Raw genomic sequence first — 22,495 nt, forward strand, 5'->3', positions numbered from 1 at the left:
GCTTGCGGGATATTTAGCGCTTCAACCGGTGGCTGAAGGCCTGTCTCTGCAAGCGAGGAGGCGCATTATAGAGACCCGACAAAGAGAGTCAACAGCTTTTTCGAAGTTTTTTAACTCTTTGAAGAAAAAGAGAAAAAATGATCAATCCGTATACAATTGCGTCGAAATAACTAGAGCGCACTTGCCAGGCAATGTGCAGCCAGGCGAGCAGCATGATGGGATACATGAGCATGTGGACACGCCGCCAGCTGCGGCGCAGGCGCCGAACGCTCCAATTGTTCGACGTAACCGCCATCGGCAGCATCAGCAGCCACGCAGAGACGCCCGCAATAATATAGGGCCGCTCCGAAAGCTCTTCTCCGACAACCGCCCAATCCCAGAAGAACAGATAGTTGCTGACCACCACGAGGTGGAGTGACACATAGAAGAAGGCCAGCAGCCCCAGCGTCCGCCTAAAACGCAGCAACCAAGCCGCGCCGAACCACGACCGGAGAGGGCTGACCGCGAAGCAGGCAAGCAACAGCCAAAGCGCCCACTCCCCGGTTTCAACAATCAAGGCCTTTACCGGGTCTGTACCCAGGCCATTGCTCAACGCCGCATAAATGAGTGCCGCCAAGGGCAACATGGCCGCCACTATCAGCAACGGCTTACCAAAACGCAGCAGCGCCTCTTTTGCCATGCTCACACCTTACTGATTAATAGTAACGACGCAGGTTCATATCTTTATATAAGCTTGCCACCTGCTCGGCATAGCCATTAAACATCTGCGTTTTTATTCGCTGAGGGGCAAAGAGGCTGCTGGGCAACCGACGTTCATAGCGCTGACTCCAGCGCGGGTGGTCGACCTCGGGGTTCACATTGGCATAAAAACCGTATTCGTCGGGCGCAATGCGTTGCCAGCTACTGCGAGGCTGCTTTTCAGTAAAGCGGATTTTGGTGATGGACTTGATGCTTTTGAAACCGTATTTCCAGGGAACCACTAAGCGGATAGGCGCGCCGTTCTGATTGGGCAGTACCTTGCCATACATCCCGACACTCATCAGCGTTAGCGGGTGCATCGCCTCATCCATACGCAGACCCTCGGTGTAAGGCCAGTCGATGGTGGAGAACGCCGAGCGCTGCCCGCGCATTTCTGACGGGCGGAATAGCGTTTCAAACTGCACATACTTCGCCTTAGACGTGGGCTCAAAGCGGGCCAGCAGGGTGGATAACGGAAAACCGAGCCAAGGAATAACCATCGACCACGCCTCAACACAGCGCAGACGGTAAACACGCTCTTCTATATCCATGCCTTTCAGCAGATCTTCCAGATGGTAGCGCCCGGGCTTACCCACCTCGCCCTCGACCTCGATTGACCAAGGGTCTGTTGTCAGTGCGGCTGCATATTGCGCGGGATCATCCTTAGCCGTGCCAAACTCATAGAAGTTGTTGTAGCTGGTCGCGTCCTTGAAAGGGGTCTGGGCTTCACCGGTGTAAAAAGGATTGTCTTCGGCAGTCTCTGCGGCGCGGTAGCTGAGCGCCTTCAACTCCGCCGCCGACACGCCACCCGGCAGAAGCGCAGCACCAGCCAAAGCGACAGCCCCCTTCATCAATCCCCGCCGTCGCAGGTAAACGGATTCGGGGGTAACTTCGCTACTGGGAATATCGGCTGGCTTGCGGATTAGCATCATTGCGCCCTCTGTTATCGATATAACTCAGATGCCGCCCCCGCGCTTTTGTTACACCGAGGGCGGTTTTTTGAGTCGTCGGTAGCTGGCCTGTACGGGACCAGAGAGCGCATAGACCAGCGCAATACCCAAGAGAATGCGCGCAGGATCGACGGAAATCAGGCCGAAGGCCAGCACCACCAGAATCATCACGACAAAAGGCACCCGCCCTTTAAAGTCGATTCCCTTGAAACTGTTGTAACGCACATTAACGATCATCAGCATGCCGATGACGGCCATCAGCAGCCCGGCTATTGCCGCCAACTCGATCGGTAATTCCTGAGCGACCCAACCTTCCTGCGCCGACACCCAAACAACCCCCGCCATCACCGCGGCGGCGGCCGGACTGGCCAATCCGGTGAAAAAGTTTTTATCGGCCGTATCGATCTGGGTGTTAAAGCGTGCGAGCCGCAGCGCTGCGCAAGACACATAAATGAAAGCCACCGCCCAGCCAAACTTGCCGAGTTCAGAGACGCCCCAGCTAAACACCACCAGCGCGGGCGCCACCCCAAACGACACCATATCGGCAAGACTGTCGTATTCCGCACCAAACTTGCTCTGGGCGTTCATCAACCGCGCCACGCGTCCGTCAAGACCGTCGAAGACCATCGACACAAAAATAGCAATGGCCGCCGCCTCAAACTGACCGTTCATGGCCGACACAATCGCGAAGAACCCAGAAAACAGCGCCGCCGTGGTGAACAGGTTCGGCAGTAGATAAATGCCCCGCTTGCGAACGGTCTTCCCGTTCTCCGAGATTTCCTCTTCGTGGTCATCGATCAGCAGCAGAGCCTCTTTTTCAAACTGCGGCATCGACTTCTTACCCGCTTGCTCATCAGCCATTTTTCAGCGTAGCTCCAGTAAGGAATGAAAGGCCCACATGATAAATTAATTGTCGCTGCGGTACGATGACTGCGCGCAATCCCAAAACGCACGCACCAGTACATCGGCCAGCCGCTGCCGTCGCACCACCACCCCAATGTCCATACTCGGCAGTTCCGGATCGAGCGTCACCACCCGCACCTTTTCACGCAGAAAGGACGTGTCTAACACCAGATCTGGCACCACGCCGATACCCAGCCCCAGCCCCACCGTCGACACAATAGCCTCATGACCGCTGACCTGCGCATAGACATTCGGCCGAAGCTGGCGATGGCGGAACCACTGCATAATCAAGTCCCGCGCCACACCACGCTCGGGAAGAATAAAAGGCAGACTCGCCAGCAAGGCTGCATCCACATCACCGCCGTGACGTGCAATCTGTTCGGAAACCAGGCAGGGAATATTCGGCACCAGCAACTGCAGCGCAGAACGACTCAACGGCAAGTAGTCCAGGCTCGACGGCAGCTGTGGCGGGCGCACAGTAATACCCACATCTTCCTTGCCCTCCGCGATACGATCCACGGCATCGGCCTGATCGCCGGTATGCAGTTTCAGGTCAATACCCGGATAACGCTGCCGAAACACTTCCAACACGGTATTTAATACACTGTACGAAGCGGTCACCGAGCAAAACAGGCTAATCTCCCCCTGCAAAGCCTCCCCTTGCTGATGCAGTCGCTGATTCAGCGACTGCCAGCTAAGCAAGGTCTGCTCAGCGTAACGCAACACCTCCCGCCCGGCAGCCGTCAAGCGAACCCGGCGGCGGTCCCGTTCGAACAACTTCACGCCCACCTCTTCCTCCAGGCGCTGAATCGCCCGACTCACTGCCGAGACACTCAAATGCATTGCCTCGCTGGTTTTGCCAAAATGCAGCGACTGGCTGAGATGGATAAAGACTTCCAGCTCTTTACTGTTCATTGGACGCCCACCTTTATCCCGATTTACTCAACACTCTATCGATTATATATCAATTTACGCAACACACTTCCCCTGCTAGAGTGCGCGACACTGGGAAAAGACTCCCACCCAATTTTTTTATCTCATCAATACCTAAGCAGGAGATCCCTCATGGGTCAGAACTACTTCAACAGCCTGCCGCTGCGCCTGCAGCTGGAAGAGCTGGGCAAATGCCGCTTTATGGATCGCAGCGAATTCGCTGATGGCTGCAACTACCTGAAAGGCAAAAAGATCGTCATCGTTGGCTGTGGCGCCCAAGGCCTTAACCAGGGTCTGAACCTGCGCGACTCTGGCCTGGACGTTTCCTATGCCCTGCGCGACAGCGCCATTGCCGAAAAGCGTCAAAGCTGGAAGAACGCTTCTGAGAACGGCTTCAACGTTGGCACCTACGAAGAACTGATCCCCACGGCCGACGTCGTAATGAACCTGACGCCCGACAAGCAGCACACCAGCGTAGTTAACGCGGTTATGCCGCTGATGAAAGATGGCGCCTGCCTGGACTACGCCCACGGCTTCAACCTGGTTGAAGAAGGCATGCAAATCCGTCCCGACATCACGGTTGTTATGTGCTGTCCGAAATGCCCCGGCACCGAAGTTCGTGAAGAGTACAAGCGCGGCTTTGGCGTTCCGACACTGATCGCCGTTCACCGCGAAAACGACCCCAAAGGTGAAGGCATGGCCATTGCCAAGGCATTGGCTTCCGGCACTGGTGGTGATCGCGCAGGCGTTCTGGAATCGTCTCCCATCGCGGAAGTAAAATCCGACCTGATGGGCGAGCAGACAATCCTCTGCGGCATGCTGCAAACCGGCGCCATCCTCTGCTTCGACAAGATGGTCGAAGAAGGTATCGAGCCCGGCTACGCCTCCAAGCTGATTCAGTACGGCTGGGAAACCGTCACCGAAGGTCTGAAGCACGGCGGCATCACCAATATGATGGATCGCCTGTCCAACCCGGCCAAGATCAAAGCATTCGAGCTGGCTGACGAGCTGAAAGACATCATGCGTCCGCTGTACGAGAAGCACCAGGATGACATTATCAGTGGTCACTTCTCCAAAACCATGATGGAAGACTGGGCCAACGACGACAAAAATCTGTTGGGCTGGCGCGCCGCCACCGCCGAAACTGCGTTTGAAAAGACGCCCGCTGGCGACATGGATATCAGCGAACAGGAATACTACGACCACGGCATTCTGCTGATTGCCATGTGTAAAGCCGGCGTTGAGCTGGCCTTTGAGTGCATGGTTGCTGCCGGTATGAAGCCCGAGTCTGCGTACTACGAGTCGCTGCACGAAACGCCGCTGATCGCCAACACCATCGCGCGCCGCAAGCTCTATGAAATGAACGTGGTTATCTCCGATACTGCTGAGTACGGCTGCTACCTGTTCGATCACGCCTGTCGTCCGCTGCTGAAAGACTTCATGAGCAAAGTCTCTACTGACGTTATCGGCAAAGGTATTGATGTGAAGGACTTGGGTGTCGACAACCAGGAGCTGATTGCCGTTAACGCCGAAATCCGCAACCACCCGGTTGAAGTGGTTGGTCGCCAGCTGCGTAGCTACATGACGGCCATGAAGAAGATCGTTTGATAATTCTTCCGTCGACAAAAAGGGCGCCAGTGGCGCCCTTTTTTATTGCATCCCGGTTTTTATCCCGGCTAGTGATCTGCCAACCCCGCCAATCGATACTCCCGAGGTGTTTGTGCATATTCCATCTTAAACTGGCGACTGAAATAACCACTGTCATTGAAGCCACTCATTAACGCAATATCGGTAATAGAAACGCCTCTGAAGTTCTCATCTTTCAAATAACGAGCAGCTTGCTCCAGGCGATGACGGCTAATCCAGCGCGACAGACTTTCCGTCTCAGCCGAGTAGATCTGATGAATGTATCGCTTACTGATGCCCAATGCCTGAGAAATACTTGCCACACAGAGGTCCGCGTCAAACAGGTTATTCCGTACGTAATCCTGAATTTCTATCAGCCACTGCTCCCGCCCTCGCTTCTTTTCTAGCTGAAACGCATTCCGCTTACTGATACTGGAGCAAGTCAGCTCAATGACCGGGTTGATAATAAACAGCTCATCACTGATGCAGGTCTTGTGCGCGTTTTTTCTCAGCGTCAACAGTATTGAGCGCAGAATATTGGAGATGGTTTCACTCTCATCAAGAACATAGAGTTTATCTTTGCAGACCAGCTTACCAACGTTAAAAGCCTGCCCGAGCGGAATGAAAATAGAGAGCTGCCGAACGGCCTGTGACGACTCAAAATATATCTGTTGAGACGTATTCCAAACAAACACATTCCCGCGTTTCATCGCGTAGCGATTACCGCAAACATCCAATTGATAGCCATCGCCATCCACCACATAGGAGATGGCCAGATAATTCGTCATCTCAAGCTTTCCTTCACGCCAGCCACTCATCGGCAAGGCCAGAATATCGGTGAGAAAGCTGCTGCCAAAACTGTATTTTTTAACGTAAGCGGGAAGAGCCTGATCCGATGTCACCCCGGCATCGACGCCATTAAAGCTCCAACCCTCATGAGCCTTACTGAGCGCATGGCTAAAATGAGAAAACACCGAGAACGTCGGTGACGCCTGCGCCGTCCATTCTATATCCGGTGTCATAACGCCTCCTTTTTTATGTTTATTTCAGCTCAGTGTTACCACTCTCTCTTCAACAGAGTCAAGAAAGTAATAAACCAGCGTTACGGCCCTTCCCTTTAGTCCTATTTTTGCTTCGCTATTGTGAAAGCAGCCCATTTCAGACGGCGATAGGCTTCATAACCACACTGCCAACACAGTTATAAAACCAATAATTTACGAGTGTAAGAACTATGAACCGTCTGCAAGCTTATTGGAAACCCAGCGCGCTTATCGCGAGCTTACTCAGCACACCGGGGCATTTGGCCTTCGCCGAGCCCAACCAGCACACCAGCCGTCAGGTTGAGGAAGTTGTCGTAACGGCAAGGAAAAAGTCGGAAAGTCTCCAGGATGTACCGATTTCCATCACCGCCTTCACAGGAGACAGCATCCGCGACCTCGGATTCAGCGACACCCTGAGCATCGACGAGAAAACGCCCAACCTGGAGATCAAAACCTTCGGCGGCCAACCCAATATTTTCATCCGCGGTGTTGGCAACAATGACTTCAACGCCACCACTATCAGCCCTGTCAGTATTTACGTCGATGACGTGGTCATGGGCCTCACAGGATCGCAAAGCGCTCAGCTCTTCGACGTGCAGCGGATCGAGGTACTGCGCGGCCCGCAGGGCACACTGTTCGGTCGAAACACCACCGGTGGCGCAATTGCCTTTCACTCGAACATGCCCACCGAAGAAACGGAGGCCGGTGTACGCCTGACGCTGGGTAGCCACAAGCAACGCGATGTCGAAGGCTACGTTGGCGGCAAGCTCAGCCAGCGACTAAATGGGCGTCTGGCGGTAATTTCCACCACCAATGACGGCGACCGACGAAATGACTACAACGGCAAGGATGCCAACGCCAAGGAAGTCCACGCGCTGCGCGGCCTGTTCGATTTCCAAGCGACGGACAGGCTGCAACTGCTGCTTAATCTTCATGGCGCCGTAGACCGCAGCGACTTCAATCAGGGCAAACCCAGAGGTACCAATGCCTTTGGCTACACCGACCCGCACCCCAACAACAGCGGCCGACTCAACTTCAACGGCAAATCGCAGCACTATGGCGATACTCACGGGTTTAGCCTGACAACCACATTCGATACCGATGGTTTCACCCTGAAGTCCATCACCGGCTTCGAAAAAGCCTCGACCGACTATTGCGGCGATATTGATCACAGTCCGAGCTCGCTGGACGAAATCTGCTTCCATACCGACGGCGAGCAAATCACGCAGGAAATCAACATCTCCGGGGATATCGGCGATAACACCAGTTTGGTTACCGGCCTGTTTTTGCTTCGCGAAGATCTTGAGAACCTCACCGAAGCCAATCTGTTCGGGGATGCCCCCGCAGGATCACAACTTCCCGTCGTCGGCTATTCGACACGGGATACAAGCACCTACGCGCTCTACTCCGAACTGAATTACCGCTTCAATCCACGCTGGCAACTGACGGCTGGCCTCCGCTACACCTACGAAGAGAAAGAGGCGCGCCTGAAAAGCGACATGATCCCCAACTACTACAATGACCAAGCCAATGGCGCACCCATTGCCCTGGTACCTGAACGGCACTTATCCGAGAGCTGGGATGCGGTTTCCGGCCGGTTTGTCGTCGATTACCAGCCCACCGACGACTGGATGTTCTACGCCAGCCTATCCCGCGGCTTTAAATCCGGTGGCTTTAATCTGGGCTCCTTCTTCGACCCCAATGAAGTCACTCAAGTGGACCCGGAGTACCTCACGGCGTTTGAAATCGGCTCTAAATCCACCTTGTTTGACCGCAGGCTGCGTCTGAACAGCTCCGTGTTCTACTACGACTACTCGGAGCTGCAGGTCTACACCTATGTATCGGGCAGCACCCCCACCACCCCCGTGGTATTTGCTCTGGAAAATGCCGCTGACGCGAAGATCTACGGCGTAGAGCTGGAAGTGAATGCCCTGATCAGCGAACGGCTTTCCATGAATCTCGGAGGGGGTTACCTGCGCACAGAGTACAAGGACTTTATTTCCAGCGTGGGCGGTGACCTGTCAGGCAATCCCATGCCGGGCTCCCCAAAGGTCAACCTCAGCGTCGAATTCAGCTACGACCTGGGCGATATCAAAGAGTGGCAGGTAGAGGCGAAGGTCGACTACTCCTACACTGACCACCGCTACTTCAACGCGTTTAAAGATGAAGACGTGAGTTCACTCGGCAGTCACGAGCTGATCGGTGCACGCCTGTCCTCAACGTCCCCCAATGGCAAATGGAATATCGCGCTGTGGGGACGCAACTTGACCGATGAAGAGTACATCGTGGACAGCACCGATCTGGAGGGTAATTTCGGGTTCATCTCCGAGTTCTATGGCGATCGCCGCAGCATTGGCATCGACCTCAGCTACACGTTTTAACAGGAGATACACCCATGACTTTCCATCATAAATCCGTGCTGGTTACCGGGGCGAGCGGCGGTATCGGCGCAGAGATTTGCCGCCAGCTCACGACTTCCGGTGCCACGGTGATCGCCGTCGACATCAATGAAGCAGCCCTGCTTTCGCTGAAACAGGAACTGGGGACACAACTCGAAATCGTCGTTTGCAACCTTCGGCACGAGGAGCAGATCAGCGATCTGGCCTCGAAACTGTCAGGGCGATGCATTGACATACTGGTTAACAATGCAGGCGTGGGACGGTTTGTTGATTACAACTTCACCACGGAGGACTTTGACTGGCATTTCCATATCAATACCCGCGCCCCCATGCTGCTGGTCAAGCACTTGATACCCAACCTGAAACACAGCGCGGCACCCGCCATTGTCAACATTGCCTCGGTGGCCGCCCGTATTGAGTGGGCCAACCACTTCCTCTATTCAACCACCAAAGCTGCGCTCGAAAAATTTACCCACCATCTGGTTAAAGACCTGCCTTGGCTGCGCGCCAACGCGGTGCTGCCGGGGGTTATCGACACCGCAATACTGGAAGGTCTGGACAATATGAATCTCGACGAACTACGCGCCTACCTCGCCCAGGAGATTCCCTGCAAACGCATCGGTGTCCCTGCCGACATTGCCAACGCCGTCCTCTTCCTCAGCTCAGACCATGCCTCGTACATCAATGGCGCATCGCTGGTCGTGGATGGCGGGGTGATGCATTCAAATACCTGGGTAGGCCTTTAATCTCTTTCTGACAGGAGTTCATTTATGTCAAACGCAGTATACGTTCTGGGCGGTGCACAATCTGACTTCGCCCGAGACATGCACAGTGAAGGCCTGAGCGTCTTCGATCTGTTCAAGGAAACATTAGCCGAAGCACTCGAGCAATGCGATTTACCCGCGGAAGACATTCAACGCGGGCATGTTGGCAACGCCTCCGGCGACGTATTGACCGGCTATGCGCAGATGGGTGGCTTTTTCGGCATGGCCGATCACCGCCTTGCCGGAATGCCAGCCGGGCGACACGAAGCCGCCTGCGCCTCGGGCAGCATGGCTCTGTTGGGCGCCATGGCCGATATCAGCGCGGGCTACTATGACGTGGTCTGCGCAGCCGGTGTAGAGGTAATGGGGGTCGACACCGCAAACCTGAAAGAGTTTGCCACCGTTGACCAAGCTATTGGCAGCCACGCCTGGCCCTCGGAACGCAAACAGGGCCACTGGGTCTGGCCCTATCTGTTCAGCCAGTTCCTGATCGACTACCGCGAGCGCTATGGCGTTGACTACCGCCACCTTGGGGAAATCACCCGACTGAACTTGGAGAATGCCCGGAAAAACCCCAATGCCCGAGGTCGCAGCTATGCCTCAACGCCAGCCTGCTTTATCGAAGACGACGTTGCCAATCCGAAATCCATGGATGAGTTTCGCAAGCACGATACCTGTCGCACGGCAGATGGCGCCGCCTTTGTGTTTCTAGCCAGTGAAGCCTATGCGCGCAGCTACGCACAGCGGCGCGGTATTCGCTTTGAAGAGATTCCACGCATCAAGGGCTTCGGCCACGCCACCATGCCAACCGAGCTGCAAACCAAGCGGGAAATCAATCAAAAATCGGGTAGCCCGTACTATATGCCGCACCTGCACAACACCATTCAACAGGCTCTTCAGCGTGCCAGCTTCTCAGCAGTCACCGACGTTGACCTCATGGAAGTTCACGACTGCTTCAATATCTCTGAGTACATGATTATTGACCACAGCGGGCTTGTGCAGCCCGGATGCGCCTGGCAGGCCATCGAAGATGGCAGCATCGCCCCCGGCGGTAGGTTGCCGGTCAATCCCAGCGGCGGCCTGCTGGGCGCAGGTCACCCCATCGGCTGTACCGGGGTGCGCATGGCACTGGATGCTTACAAACAGGTCACTGGCCAAGCAGGCGACTACCAAATCGGCGGTGCAAAAAACGCCATGACGGTGAATGTTGGCGGAACGCTCACCACCACGGCAGCCCTCATTATAGGATGTGACGACTAATGACCTCGACAGACACACTCAGCACCCAGCGCAGCACCGAAGAGGTTGTTCGCCATCACCTGGCGTCCCTGCTGGACGGCAACATCGACCGCATTCTGACCGACTACGATGACTGCACCACGGTCTTCACCCCGGACGGCCCGGTCCAAGGCCTGGAGCCTCTGCGCCAGTTGTTCCAGAACTTTCTGGGCCAGCTCCCGCCGGGCAGCTTGGAAAAACTGGAGGTGTCCCGCCAGGATATTCGGGGCGACAGCGCCTATCTGCTCTGGCGCATTCCGGGACTGTTTGCACTGGGCACCGACACGCTGGTCATTCGAGACGGCAAGATTCGCCTTCAATCTTTCGCCATTGCCGCCAACTGAAAAAGGCAAGCAATAACCACCCGTCCGTTTGCGGCCCCCGGGGCCGCCTTTTTATACAGATACCACTCAGAACTGATAGCTCAACGACAGCTTGTAGTTGCGGGGCTGGCCGTACTCAAGCTGGCTATAGAAGCCGATCTGGCTGTAATACGTCTCGTCCAGCGCATTCTCCATATTGAACTGTGCAGCCAATTGCTCAGTGAACTGATAACGCAGCATCATGTTCACCAGGCTGTAGGCCTTTTGCTCCAGCCGTTCCTGCTGGCTCGTCACCGGATTGTCGACATCGGTGTAATTGTCGCCCTGCCAGTTCACCCCACCTGCGACCGTCAGCTTGTTCAACACGCCACCAAAGCGATAGGTCGTGTAGAGCTTCAGCATTTCCCGAGGCTGATCGGTATTCACCTTTTCGCCACTCGCATCCTCCGCGGTGAAACGGGTATAGCTAAAGCTGACATCCCAGCCGTCGGCCAGCTGGCCGACCAGCTCCAACTCCACCCCCTGAGTTTCCGCGCCATCAGCCTCGTAATAGGCCTGACCGAGCCCCCCGGTGCCGGGCACGGTTTCCCCGGCATCCAGCTGCCCCAACTTATCTTGTTCAATGCGGAAGACACTGACCGTGGTATGCAGTGCGTCATTAAAAAAGCGGCTCTTCACCCCAAGCTCCTGGCTCTTGCCGAGAACCGGGTCGAGGAAACGCCCCGTTATGTCCTGGAAATTCTGCGGCTGAAAAATCTCGGTATAGCTGAGGTACAGCTTATGCCTTGAACTCAGGTCGTACAGCGCCCCCGCATAAGGCACCCACACCCCGGACTCAGAAAACGCCACCTTGGTATTGCCAAAGGTATAACCGTCGCGCTCCCAATCCGACACCCTGCCGCCGACAATCACCTTAAACGCGTCGCTGACGGACAGCCGCGTAGCGAGATAGATGCCGGACTGCCGGGTGTCCATATCGACATCTTTGCTGCTGGCACCCCAGCTAGGCTTAGGATAGCGACCATCCCAATCATAGAAACTGCCGACGGGGGGCACGGAATTGACCGCACTCACATAACCGACTTCATTCTGATGGCTGTCGAGTACACCGAGTGTTAATTCATGCTGGCGCGAAAACAGTGTGTACTCACCGCTTAGCTGGGCGCTCAGGCTGGTCATTTCACGCTCGGTATCGGAGCGGCGCGGTGACGCACCCAGGCCATTTCCGGTGGCCTTATCGACTACGCCATAGAGATACACCAGATCAAGGTCGGCCTCATTAACACTGTGGTTAACGTTCAATTTAAGTCGCCAGTTGTTGCTGAAGTCATGGACAACATCGAGATAGCTGTTCTCGACGGTTGATGCCCACGATGTCCAACTTGCCCCCGTCGATGTAGACCGCGCCCAATCGGTTCTGGACCCGTCGCTATACCACACCGGCAGCCCACCCCAAGTTGAGCCTTCCGGCAGATTGTCCTGACGACTGCCCCCCACTCTCAGCAAGGTCTGCTCGGAAATATCGGCATCGACGACCGCATACACCGCCCGCTTGCGTTCGCTGGCGAAATCACGAAAGGAATCCGCATCTTCATACACGACCACAGTGCGGCCACGCAGTGAACCGCTGCGATTCAGCGCACTGCCCAGGTCGACCTCCAGACGGCGTGAGTTCCAGCGTCCGAGCGTCACCGTGGCGTCGCCGCTGAACTCGCGAGCATTGGCATGCTTGCGCACCAGATTGATCGAAGCCGAGGGATTCCCCGCTCCGGTCAACAGCCCGGTGGCCCCCCTAACAATTTCAATGCGCTCATACAGCGCCATATCACTCTGCGTTTCGCCAGCATCGCCACCGGACTGCCAAGTCACCGGCACCCCGTCAATTTGATAGTTGTCGATATCAAAACCGCGCGCCGAAAAACGCTGACGAGAACTGTCCAGCCCCTTGGCAGAGACACCCGCCGCATTATTTACCACGTCGGTCAACGAACGCAGGTCCTGATCTTCAATGCGCTGAGAAGTCATTACACTCACCGACTGTGGCGTTTCATAGAGTGTCAGACCCAGTCCCGTTGCGGTGTCAATTTGCTCGTTGATTGTGTATTTCCCGGTAACCACAATCTCTTCCGGCTTCGCCGGCGATGTCTGATCTGCCGATGCGCTAGCCGCAAAAGCGCTACCACCGGCGAACAGGCCTAATCCCAGAACAATGCGGGAAATCGAATAGCCAAGTTTGGTCATGTGCGAGCCTTATCGAAGGAAAATTTCCCGCACATTAAAGATAAGGATTATCATTATCAATAATAAGATAGCGACCCGCTATTCTCATCGCCCACGTCCAGTAACGTATATCTCCCGATTCATCGGGCTTTCCGCGCGGTTCACATTATATTGCTTGCGCCTTATTAATTTTAATGATAATCATTATCATAAATTCAGCAAAGTGAGACTCCACCATGTTATGCATCGACGCTTGGCTTGAACGGAAAGATCCTCAACTGCGACTGCTCAACAGTGACACCGGACGCGAGCACTGCCGCCTCAGCGGCGAGAGTCTGGAAGAGCTGATCAGCAGTGGTGAACTCGACCCCGCAGAGCTTTCGACGCGACCACTCAATGACCCCGATATCATTGCCACAGTGCTTCGCAGTCAGTGGCGACAACAATAAACCACAAACGCAATTGATAGTCATTATCAACTAATGATACAATGGGCCTCATCGCGCAGCGTCACCCAGCGGAGGCCCCAAGTGTCCAAGTTTATTCAGGAAACCGTCACGCATATCCATCACTGGAACGACTCCCTGTTCAGTTTCCGCACTTCACGGCAGCAATCCCTGCGCTTTGAAAATGGCCACTTCATCATGATTGGCCTGGAGGTTGAGGGAAAACCGCTGATGCGCGCTTACAGTGTGGCCAGCGCCAACTATCAGCCCGAATTGGAGTTTTTCAGCATCAAAGTGCCAGACGGACCACTGACCTCGCGTCTGCAGAACATTCAGGTTGGCGACCGGGTCATCATGAGCACCAAGCCCACAGGCACGCTCATTGCCGGGAATCTGAAACCGGGCAAGCACCTCTATTTGCTGGGTACGGGTACCGGGCTGGCGCCCTTTCTGAGCATCATTCGCGATCCGGACATTTATGAGCGCTTCGAAAAAATTATTCTCGTCCACGGCGTTCGTCATGTCTCCGAGCTCGCGTATCAACAACTGATTGAAGAAGCCTTGCCACAGGACGAATACCTGGGCGACTGTGTTCGCGAACAACTGATTTACTACCCCACCGTCACTCGCGAGCCCTACAAGCATAACGGTCGCATTACTGACCTGATGACCAGCGGCAAGCTGTTTCTGGACATTGGTCTTCCCAAGCCGACAAGCGACGACGACCGCTTTATGCTCTGTGGCAGTCCGAGCATGTTGAAAGACCTTTGCCGCATTCTGGATGAGCGCGGCTTCACTGAATCCCGTCACGGTCATCTGGCCGACTACGTTATTGAGCGGGCATTTGTAGAGCAGTAACACCGACGCGCCGGTGAAGCGGCTGCGTCCAAACTCTGCGATAATAGGCGCCTTTCAGCAGGATTCCGTTACGCGCCATGTCCCAGCAGCACTATGACGTTATTATCCTCGGCGCGGGAGCGTCGGGGTTGTTCTGTGCCTTTACCGCCGCACAGCGCGGACGCCGGGTACTGGTGCTGGAACGCGCCAACAAAGTCGGCAAGAAAATCCTGATGTCCGGCGGCGGCCGCTGCAATTTCACTAACCACTTTGTCGAAGCTGATAATTTTATTTCCGGCAATCGACATTTCTGTAAAGCGGCCCTGACTCGCTTCAACCAATGGGATTTCATCGCCATGGTCGAGCGCTACAACATCGCCTATGAAGAGCGCAAACACAACCAGTTATTCTGCCTCGACTCCGCCAAAGACATTCTCAATATGCTGCTGGACGAATGCGCCAGCGCCGGTGCCGACATCCGCACCCACTGCGAACTGACTCAGGTAACCGCACAGAAAGAAGACGACTATCGCTACGAACTGGCCGTCAGCACGCCGCAGGGTGAGGAGCGCCTGCACTGCGAATCACTGGTAGTGGCCACCGGCGGCCTGTCGATACCCACACTGGGCGGCAGCGGTATTGGTTACGACCTCGCTCGACAGTTTGGCCTGCAGCTCACCCCACGCGACGCCGCGCTGGTGCCCTTTATGTTCAGTGATCAGATGAAAGGCCTTTGCGAGCGCCTGTCCGGGCTTGCCCTCGACGTGGAAGTCAGCGCGAATAATCGAACATTCCGCGAGGCCCTGTTGTTTACGCATCGAGGGATGAGTGGCCCGTCAATGCTGCAGATATCCAACTACTGGCATCCCGGCGACAGCATTAGCATTAATCTGTTACCCGATGACAATGCCGGTGACTGGCTGTTGACGGCCAAACAGCAACATCCCCGCAGCCTGCTGCGCAGCGTACTCGCTCAGAAATTGTCAAAGGGTCTGGTCGCGGAATTGCAGCCGCTGTGGTGGGCGCAACACAGTGAAACGCCGCTGGCCGAGTTCAGCGACAAAGCCCTGCGCAATATTGGCGAGCAGCTTAACCAGTGGCGTTTAAAACCCTCGGGCACAGAGGGCTATCGCACCGCAGAAGTTACCCGAGGCGGGGTAGATACCGACGGTATCAGCTCCAAAACGATGGAAGCCAAACAGCAGCCCGGTCTGTACTTCATCGGCGAAGTGCTGGACGTGACCGGCTGGCTGGGTGGCTTTAATTTCCAGTGGGCCTGGTCGTCCGGCTACAGTGCTGGACTCGCGGTATAACGCATCACTCGGCCGCGTCGCCATCCATGACTAATACCTTAGCCCCACGGACTTGACGGGTTTTCAGGGAGACCAGCGCGCGATTGGCATCGCGCAGTGAAAAACATTCGACCTCGGGGCGAATCCCGGCCTCCGCCGCCAGCCGCAGGAACTCGACAATATCTCGACGCGTAACATTGGCGACCGTCTTGATTTCCTTTTCTCGCCACAGGTCACGGGGATAGTCCAGCGATGTCAGCACCGTATTGTCGCGGTCTTCCTTGCGAATGGCGTTAATCACCAGACGGCCGCCGGGCAGCAGTTGCGACATGGCGGAGACCACCGGGAGCCACGCGGGCGTGGTGTCGATAATGGCATGCAGCGGCTGCGGCGCAGCATCGGTGGTATCCCCTGCCCAGTCCGCGCCCAGCGAACAGGCAAACTCGCGGCTTTGCTCATCGCGAGCAAAGACATATACCGGCGAATCCGGATACAGGTGGCGAGCCAGTGGCAAGACCAGATGCGCAGAGCCACCAAAGCCGGTCAACCCCAACCGCTGGCCGTTCTCAATCCCCGCCAGACTCAGCGAGCGGTAGCCAATGGCGCCTGCGCACAACATCGGCGCCGCCTGAATATCCTCTAGCCCCTCAGGCAACGGTACGGCATAGCGGGCATCCACCACCATATACTCGGCATAGCCGCCATCGATATCCAGACCGGTACCGCAAAAGTCAGCGCAAAGATTTTCCCGTCCGCTGCAGCAGTATTCACACTCACCGCAGGCACTGGCGATCCAGCCTACCCCGACCCGCTCGCCGGGGCGCCGTATGCTCACGCCGTCGCCGACCGAGGCAATGTGCCCAACGACCTGATGCCCCAATATTCGCGGCAGTTCCGCAGGCGACAACCGGCCCTCAATTTCGTCCAGTTCGGTGTGGCAAACACCGCAGGCCGCCACGTGTATGAGCACCTCACCCGGCGCCGCAGCGGGCGTTGGCAACCTTTTAAAAACCAGTGGTTCACTGTCGGCGCTGATGGCCCCCAGCGTTTCCAAACACATCGCATCCATTGCCTGACTCCGATCTTGGTCGTAAACAGCAGCCCAGTCTGTAAACCTACCGCGTCAATACCTCGCTGCAAACCGCTCAGGCGAATCGAAGCGCAGGGCAATCCGCGTTAGAATAGCGCGATCATCATCCACGACCGGAGCGGCACATGGCATCGCTGCAAGAACAACTGCTGAAGGCGGGACTCGCCGACGAGAAAAAGGCCAAGCAAATCAAGAAAGAGCAGCGTCAGGCCAAGAAAGCCAACAAGGGCAAACCCCAGGTCAATGAGTCGCGGCTGGCAGCGGAAAAGGCGCTGGCAGAAAAAGCCCAACGCGACCGCGAGCTGGGGCGTCAGCGCCAGGCCGAAGCTGACAAAAAAGCGATTTATGCGCAAATTGTGCAGTTGGTTAACACCAGCCGTATCGACCGCAAAGGCGGTGAGGTTGCCTACCAGTTCACCGATGGCAAAAAGATCAAAAAGCTCTATGTCACGTCCGCGCAGCAGAACCAGCTCACCAAGGGCATGATCGCGATTAGCAAACTGGGGGAAGAGTACGAACTGGTACCCGCTAATATCGCCGAGAAAATTGCCCAGCGCGATGCCTCGGTGATTCTTGTGCGCAACCAGCCCGGTGCCGATCAGGTCGATGAAGACGACCCCTACGCGGACTACCCGATTCCCGACGATTTGATGTGGTAATGCAAAGCGCGACCGACCACGCTGCACTGGACGTTCTGCGTTCCGTCTTTGGCTACGAAAATTTCCGCAACCATCAGGCCGACATCGTCCGCCAACTGATCGACGGTGGCGATGCGCTGGTACTGATGCCCACCGGCGGCGGCAAGTCCCTGTGCTTTCAAATCCCCGCGCTGGTACGCAGCGGTACGGCGATTGTTGTCTCGCCACTCATCGCCCTGATGCAGGATCAGGTCGACGCTCTGCGCCAGAACGGCGTGCGCGCCGCCTGCCTGAACTCCAGCCTGAGTGGACCGGAAGCCTGGGATGTCGAACAGGCCCTGCTCGCCGGGGAACTGGACTTACTCTACGTTGCTCCAGAGCGGCTGATGATGCCGCGTATGCTGGAACTGCTGGATCGCAGCCCGCTGTCGCTGTTTGCCATCGACGAGGCGCACTGCGTCTCCCAGTGGGGGCACGACTTCCGCCCCGAATATATCCAACTGTCGATTTTGCACGAACGCTTCCCGGCCGTGCCGCGTATTGCCCTCACCGCCACCGCCGATGAACGTACCCGCGAAGAGATTATTCAACGGCTGGCCTTGGAATCGGCGCAGGTCTTCAATAATGGCTTTGACCGCCCCAATATTCGCTACCGCATCGCGGAGAATAACGGCAATGCCCGTGAACAACTGCTGCGCTTTATCCGCAACGAACACGACGGCGATGCCGGGATCGTCTACTGCTTATCCCGCAAGCGCGTGGATGACACCGCCGCCTGGCTGCAAAGCAAAGGACTGAACGCCCTGCCCTATCACGCAGGCCTGCCCACGGAAACACGCCAGCAACATCAAAGCCGTTTCCTGCGCGAAGACGGTGTGATTATTGTCGCCACCATCGCCTTTGGCATGGGTATCGACAAACCCGATGTGCGCTTTGTCGCCCACCTCAATCTGCCCAAGAGCATCGAAGCCTATTATCAGGAAACCGGTCGTGCCGGGCGCGACGGATTGCCCTCCGACGCCTGGATGCTCTACGGCCTGCAAGATGTCATCACCCTGCGGCAAATGCAGGAAAGCTCCGAGGCCAACGAACAGTACAAGCGTGTTGAACGCCACAAGCTCGATGCCATGCTCGGTCTCTGCGAACTGGAAAGCTGCCGCCGTCAGGCGCTGCTGGCCTATTTCGGCGACCATCTCGACCAGCCCTGCGGCAATTGCGACAACTGCCTGACCCCACCTGAAACCTGGGACGCCACCGTAGCGGCCCAGAAAGCCCTGTCCTGTGTGTACCGCACCGGCCAGCGCTTCGGGGTGAACTATCTGGTGGATATTTTGCTGGGCAAAGACAGTGATCGCGCCCAGCAGTTCGGCCACCAGAAACTCGGCGTATTTGGCGTTGGCAAAGAGCTGAACAGCAGCCAGTGGCGCGGCCTCTTCCGACAGCTGATCGCCCGGCGCCTGTTGCAGGTCGACCTGGATGGTCACGGCAGCCTGCTGTTAAGCGAATCTGCCCGGCCAGTACTTCGCGGTGAGCAAGCGCTTACCCTGCGTAAACTCAGCAAGGTCAGCGGCGGCAAGCGCGAACGCCGCAGCTTTGCCGACACCGCTCACAGCCGCCTCTGGGAAGCGCTGCGCGCCCACCGCAAGCAACTGGCCGAAGAACAGGGCGTGCCCGCCTATGTAATTTTCCACGATGCCACCCTCGCCGAAATGGCCGAGCGCCAGCCCCAAACGCTGGACCAGCTCAGCCATATCTCCGGTATCGGTCAACGCAAACTGGATGCCTACGGCGACAGTTTTCTGGATGTGATTCTGGAGAATGCCGACACCCAGCCCAAAACCGATATCGCCGAACAGAGCGTGCAACTGCTCTGTCAGGGTATGAAGCCGCTGGAAATTGCCCATCGCCGCGAACTCACCCTGGCCACCGTATACCGGCATTTGGCCGCGGCAATCACCGCTGGCGAGCTGGAACTGGATGATGTCATCGAACTGGACGACGCCGCGCTGCAGGAAATTCGCTTCGCCTTTGAACACAGTGAAGACGGGCGCCTGAAGCCCGTGTACGAAGCCCTGGGCGGCGAATACGATTACGGCATATTGGAATGCGTGCGCGCCGCAGACGCGGTCAGCGCCTGAGCGGCTCATCAGCATGGTGTTGCGCGGCAATATAGGCCGCCGCCGCACGACCTGCCACCCGACCACTGGCAAAGCAGGCCGTCAGTAAATAGCCACCGGTTGGCGCATCCCAGTCCAGCATTTCTCCGGCGCAGAACACTCCGGGATGCGCGTTCAGCATCAAGCCCTCATTCAGAGCGGAGGACATAACGCCTCCCGCCGTGCTGATCGCCTCGTCAATCGGCCGCCAGCGACTCAGCCGCTGGGGCAACTGCTTTAACCGCGACGGCGTCTTATCGACAGCCTGCATCTCGGCTTTGCTCGTCAGTGCTTTGAGCAAGGCCAGCTTGCTGCCTTTGATACCGATTTTACGCAGGCGATTACTCAGCGACTCACTGCGGCGCTGCGCCCGCCATTTTTCCGTCAGCGCCTCGGCGGTCATATCCGGCAGCAGATCCCAGTGAATATCCGCGTGGCCGTCGCGCTGGATCAAACCCCGCAATGCCGCCGAGGCGGCGTATATCAAGCTGCCTTCCAGCCCATATTCGCTGATCAGCGCATCGCCTTTACGCGTCCAGCGCTGTCCCTCACAAGTAGTGAATGACAGGCCAATATTCTTCAGCGCCTCGCCGGCATGATCGCCGCGTAAAAACGCGGGCCAGGCAACCTCAAAGCCCATATTGCTGGGTTCAAAGGCCGCGCAAGCCACCCCGTGCTGCATCAACAACGGCAGCCACTGGCCGTCCGACCCCAATGCCGCCCAACTGCCGCCACCCAAGGCCAACACCACTACTGAGGCGCGAAGGTTTTTGCGACCTGCCGGCGTGTCGAAACAAAGTTCGCCGCGGTCATTCCAGCCCTGCCAGCGATGGCGAACATGAATATTCACTCCGCTGTTACGCAAGCGACGCAGCCAGGCACGCAGCAATGGCGCGGCCTTTTTCTGCACGGGAAAGACTCGCCCCGAGCTGCCCACAAAGGTTTCAATACCCAGCTCGCGGCTCCAGTCGCGCAGGGCCTCGGCATCGAAGTCATCAAGCCACGGTGCAAGCCATTCCCGCCCGCGGCTATAGCGCTGAATAAATGCTGCGGGCGCGTCGCTGTGAGTCAGATTAAGGCCGCCAATACCGGCGCGCAGAAATTTGCGCGCCACCGTGGCTTTGGCCTCGAAAACGTCTACCGGCACTCCCGCCTCGGCCAGTTGTTCGGCAGCCATCAGCCCTGCCGGGCCAGCTCCAATAACGACAGCGGGGAGTGCGGACGACGTGGTCACGCGTTCAGTCTTTTACCAGAAATTGTGCACGCGCTTTGGCAATCGGCTGGGCAGGATCCTCCTGCCAGGCACTGATGCTGACGTTAATCATCTTGCGGCCCAGATACACCATTTCACAGCGGGAATAGGTATCGGTGAAGCGTCCGGCCCGCACATAGTCGATAGAAAAATCGACGATCTTGGGGGTTTTCTGACTGCCGGTGTGGGCCAGCACATGCACAATCGCCGACATCTCCATAAAGCCCGCGATGGCACCGCCGTGCAGCGCAGGCAGGGTCGGATTGCCGATATTACTTTTCTTGGCAGGCAGCAGAAAACAGCCGTCAGTATCGAGGATTTCGACGCCCAGGGTCTTTGCGTAGGGAATGCGGTCAATACGAGCCTGAAATTCACGAGTGGTCATTGTGCTGCCCTCTTCGCCGCTTCCGAAGCGCGGAACTCCCGCCGCAAGTCTTCAAACAAGGCGGCCTCCATGCGAAAGAAATTTCCCACGGCCGAGGCCACCGGCCGAGACGTATCGCCGTGATGCGCCAAGGCGCGGGTAAAAATCACGCTGGAGCTGACCCGATAGACTTCGGCATCGGCATAAACGGTCTTACCGGGGGTTGCCGCGCGCATATAATCGATGCGCAGATCAATGGTCGGCGTCATGCCCAGATCATCCAGCGCGGTCGCCGCGGCGAAACCACAGCAGGTATCCAGCAAGGTTGTAATCGCGCCGCCATGCAACACCCCGGTATCCGGATCACCGATCAGCTGTTCGCCATACGCCATCGACATGCGGACACGGTGAAGGGCGACGTCTTCCACACGAATACCGAGCGTATTGAAGTGATCACCTTCATTTTGACTGAGCACCACATCAACGAAACGACGCAGCTCTTCCAAATCCAGTGCCATAGTGCTCCCACCCTCAACATCACTTTAGACTTGCGCGGCAGTAACGACGCGCCGTCGGGCAGTTTACCGGGGCGGCCCGCAAAAGGTAAGCAACTAACGACTGCGCATTGCCAGAAACAACTCGGCGGTGGCCAGTGCATCGCTGAGCGCATTGTGGGCGGGATAGGAAGGCAGACTATAGTGCTTGCGGCAGTCGGCCAGACGCAGTTCACCCGGCGTCAAAGCATCCTGGTGACGGAGACGACGGCGGCGTTCCTGTTGCAGGGTATCAACGTAGGGCAGTAGCAGGGGCGCGGCAAAGTAGCGGCGGCTGAGCTGATTCAGAAACGCCATGTCCAGCGTCCCGCCGTGGAATAACAGTGTCCTGCCCCTGGCCGCCAACAGCAGGTCTCGAATCACCGATTCCGCGTCTTCCCCACCCTCGCGATCACAGTCCCGCAGATGGTGAATCGTCGCGCTGTCACCGACGTCGCCCTTGGCCTGCAACAGCCGATGCGCAGCCGAAGACAGATCAATTTCCCCATGGCTCACTGCCACCCAGGCAGCACTGACCACTTCCCCCTCATCTGGCGACAGAGCCGTGGTTTCCAAATCAATCGCAAGGTAATCGGCATTCCGGTCTTGGGATGGGCGAAGTGGGCTGTGTTGCCAGCACTGCCGCAACGGCTCGGCGGCACGCTGACGATGAGACAGACGCTTGATGCGAAGGGCCAGCGCAGAGCACATCG

At 56.9% G+C, this 22,495-nt stretch carries 21 protein-coding genes; 10 read left to right on the forward strand and 11 right to left on the reverse strand.

Going from position 1 to position 22,495, the window contains the following annotated elements:
• Positions 1 to 88 precede the first annotated feature (88 nt).
• Genes G411_RS0111680 through ilvY form a run of 4 tightly spaced genes read right to left on the reverse strand, consistent with a single transcriptional unit; the run spans position 89 to position 3,506 of the window.
• The gene (locus G411_RS0111680; RefSeq protein WP_022959393.1) at positions 89 to 679 is read right to left on the reverse strand and encodes a protein-methionine-sulfoxide reductase heme-binding subunit MsrQ; all 591 of its coding nucleotides are present in this window, start codon (positions 677 to 679) and stop codon (positions 89 to 91) included.
• A gap of 16 nt (positions 680 to 695) precedes the next feature.
• A complete protein-coding gene (gene msrP / locus G411_RS0111685; RefSeq protein WP_028968376.1) occupies positions 696 to 1,667 on the reverse strand; it encodes a protein-methionine-sulfoxide reductase catalytic subunit MsrP in 972 nt (323 codons plus the stop codon).
• A gap of 51 nt (positions 1,668 to 1,718) precedes the next feature.
• Positions 1,719 to 2,549: a CDP-diacylglycerol--serine O-phosphatidyltransferase gene (pssA, locus tag G411_RS0111690; protein WP_022959395.1), complete on the reverse strand. Its 831-nt coding sequence runs from the start codon at positions 2,547 to 2,549 to the stop codon at positions 1,719 to 1,721.
• Positions 2,550 to 2,594: 45 nt separating this feature from the next.
• Entirely contained in the window at positions 2,595 to 3,506 is a 912-nt protein-coding gene (ilvY, locus tag G411_RS0111695) for an HTH-type transcriptional activator IlvY (protein WP_022959396.1), read from the reverse strand.
• Between the two features lie 150 nt (positions 3,507 to 3,656).
• Here ilvY and ilvC point away from each other — a divergent pair, with 150 nt between their 5' ends.
• The gene (ilvC, locus tag G411_RS0111700) at positions 3,657 to 5,132 is read left to right on the forward strand and encodes a ketol-acid reductoisomerase (RefSeq protein WP_022959397.1); all 1,476 of its coding nucleotides are present in this window, start codon (positions 3,657 to 3,659) and stop codon (positions 5,130 to 5,132) included.
• Between the two features lie 68 nt (positions 5,133 to 5,200).
• Here ilvC and G411_RS0111705 read toward each other — a convergent pair whose 3' ends face one another.
• The gene (locus G411_RS0111705) at positions 5,201 to 6,172 is read right to left on the reverse strand and encodes a helix-turn-helix transcriptional regulator (RefSeq protein ID WP_022959398.1); all 972 of its coding nucleotides are present in this window, start codon (positions 6,170 to 6,172) and stop codon (positions 5,201 to 5,203) included.
• A gap of 209 nt (positions 6,173 to 6,381) precedes the next feature.
• Here G411_RS0111705 and G411_RS0111710 point away from each other — a divergent pair, with 209 nt between their 5' ends.
• The 4 genes from G411_RS0111710 to G411_RS21510 are packed head-to-tail and all read left to right on the forward strand — an operon-like array spanning position 6,382 to position 10,975.
• Positions 6,382 to 8,571, forward strand: a complete 2,190-nt coding sequence (locus G411_RS0111710; RefSeq protein WP_022959399.1) for a TonB-dependent receptor — start codon at positions 6,382 to 6,384, stop codon at positions 8,569 to 8,571.
• Between the two features lie 14 nt (positions 8,572 to 8,585).
• Positions 8,586 to 9,335, forward strand: coding sequence for an SDR family NAD(P)-dependent oxidoreductase (locus G411_RS20275; protein WP_022959400.1), 750 nt, complete (start codon positions 8,586 to 8,588; stop codon positions 9,333 to 9,335).
• Between the two features lie 24 nt (positions 9,336 to 9,359).
• Positions 9,360 to 10,613 carry an acetyl-CoA acetyltransferase gene (locus G411_RS0111720; RefSeq protein WP_022959401.1) on the forward strand — a complete coding sequence of 418 codons (1,254 nt, stop codon included), beginning with the start codon at positions 9,360 to 9,362 and terminating at the stop codon, positions 10,611 to 10,613.
• Positions 10,613 to 10,975, forward strand: coding sequence for a nuclear transport factor 2 family protein (locus G411_RS21510; protein ID WP_022959402.1), 363 nt, complete (start codon positions 10,613 to 10,615; stop codon positions 10,973 to 10,975). Before G411_RS0111720 ends, G411_RS21510 begins: the two co-directional genes overlap by 1 nt.
• A gap of 66 nt (positions 10,976 to 11,041) precedes the next feature.
• Here G411_RS21510 and G411_RS0111730 read toward each other — a convergent pair whose 3' ends face one another.
• Positions 11,042 to 13,195, reverse strand: a complete 2,154-nt coding sequence (locus G411_RS0111730; protein ID WP_022959403.1) for a TonB-dependent siderophore receptor — start codon at positions 13,193 to 13,195, stop codon at positions 11,042 to 11,044.
• 215 nt (positions 13,196 to 13,410) lie between these two features.
• On the opposite strand from G411_RS0111730, the gene G411_RS0111735 reads away from it, so the two are divergent.
• The 3 genes from G411_RS0111735 (at position 13,411) to G411_RS0111745 (ending at position 15,770) form a co-directional block, all read left to right on the forward strand.
• Complete coding sequence (locus tag G411_RS0111735; RefSeq protein WP_022959404.1) at positions 13,411 to 13,623, forward strand: hypothetical protein; 213 nt, start codon at positions 13,411 to 13,413, stop codon at positions 13,621 to 13,623.
• A gap of 81 nt (positions 13,624 to 13,704) precedes the next feature.
• Positions 13,705 to 14,478, forward strand: coding sequence for a ferredoxin--NADP reductase (locus G411_RS0111740; RefSeq protein ID WP_022959405.1), 774 nt, complete (start codon positions 13,705 to 13,707; stop codon positions 14,476 to 14,478).
• 77 nt (positions 14,479 to 14,555) lie between these two features.
• Positions 14,556 to 15,770, forward strand: coding sequence for a BaiN/RdsA family NAD(P)/FAD-dependent oxidoreductase (locus tag G411_RS0111745; protein ID WP_022959406.1), 1,215 nt, complete (start codon positions 14,556 to 14,558; stop codon positions 15,768 to 15,770).
• 4 nt (positions 15,771 to 15,774) lie between these two features.
• Here G411_RS0111745 and G411_RS0111750 read toward each other — a convergent pair whose 3' ends face one another.
• Positions 15,775 to 16,818, reverse strand: a complete 1,044-nt coding sequence (locus G411_RS0111750) for a zinc-dependent alcohol dehydrogenase family protein (RefSeq protein WP_022959407.1) — start codon at positions 16,816 to 16,818, stop codon at positions 15,775 to 15,777.
• 146 nt (positions 16,819 to 16,964) lie between these two features.
• Between G411_RS0111750 and G411_RS0111755 the strand changes: the two genes are divergently transcribed.
• Both G411_RS0111755 and recQ read left to right on the forward strand, forming a co-directional pair.
• Positions 16,965 to 17,498, forward strand: a complete 534-nt coding sequence (locus tag G411_RS0111755; RefSeq protein WP_022959408.1) for a DUF2058 domain-containing protein — start codon at positions 16,965 to 16,967, stop codon at positions 17,496 to 17,498.
• A complete protein-coding gene (gene recQ / locus G411_RS0111760; RefSeq protein WP_022959409.1) occupies positions 17,498 to 19,615 on the forward strand; it encodes a DNA helicase RecQ in 2,118 nt (705 codons plus the stop codon). Before G411_RS0111755 ends, recQ begins: the two co-directional genes overlap by 1 nt.
• On the opposite strand, the gene G411_RS0111765 is transcribed toward recQ, so the two are convergent.
• The 4 genes from G411_RS0111765 to G411_RS20290 all read right to left on the reverse strand — a co-directional run bounded on the left by G411_RS0111765 (position 19,605) and on the right by G411_RS20290 (position 22,493).
• Positions 19,605 to 20,867, reverse strand: coding sequence for a TIGR03862 family flavoprotein (locus G411_RS0111765; RefSeq protein WP_022959410.1), 1,263 nt, complete (start codon positions 20,865 to 20,867; stop codon positions 19,605 to 19,607). The two genes, recQ and G411_RS0111765, sit on opposite strands and share 11 nt — an antisense overlap.
• Positions 20,868 to 20,871: 4 nt before the next feature.
• Positions 20,872 to 21,270, reverse strand: a complete 399-nt coding sequence (locus G411_RS0111770; protein WP_022959411.1) for a PaaI family thioesterase — start codon at positions 21,268 to 21,270, stop codon at positions 20,872 to 20,874.
• Complete coding sequence (locus tag G411_RS20285) at positions 21,267 to 21,767, reverse strand: PaaI family thioesterase (RefSeq protein ID WP_022959412.1); 501 nt, start codon at positions 21,765 to 21,767, stop codon at positions 21,267 to 21,269. Before G411_RS20285 ends, G411_RS0111770 begins: the two co-directional genes overlap by 4 nt.
• A 93-nt stretch (positions 21,768 to 21,860) precedes the next feature.
• On the reverse strand, positions 21,861 to 22,493 hold the full coding sequence (locus G411_RS20290) for a 3'-5' exonuclease (protein WP_022959413.1): 633 nt from the start codon (positions 22,491 to 22,493) through the stop codon (positions 21,861 to 21,863).
• Positions 22,494 to 22,495: the final 2 nt, after the last annotated feature.

Origin of the sequence: Spongiibacter tropicus DSM 19543, assembly GCF_000420325.1 — a bacterium.
GTDB classification, from domain to species: domain Bacteria; phylum Pseudomonadota; class Gammaproteobacteria; order Pseudomonadales; family Spongiibacteraceae; genus Spongiibacter; species Spongiibacter tropicus.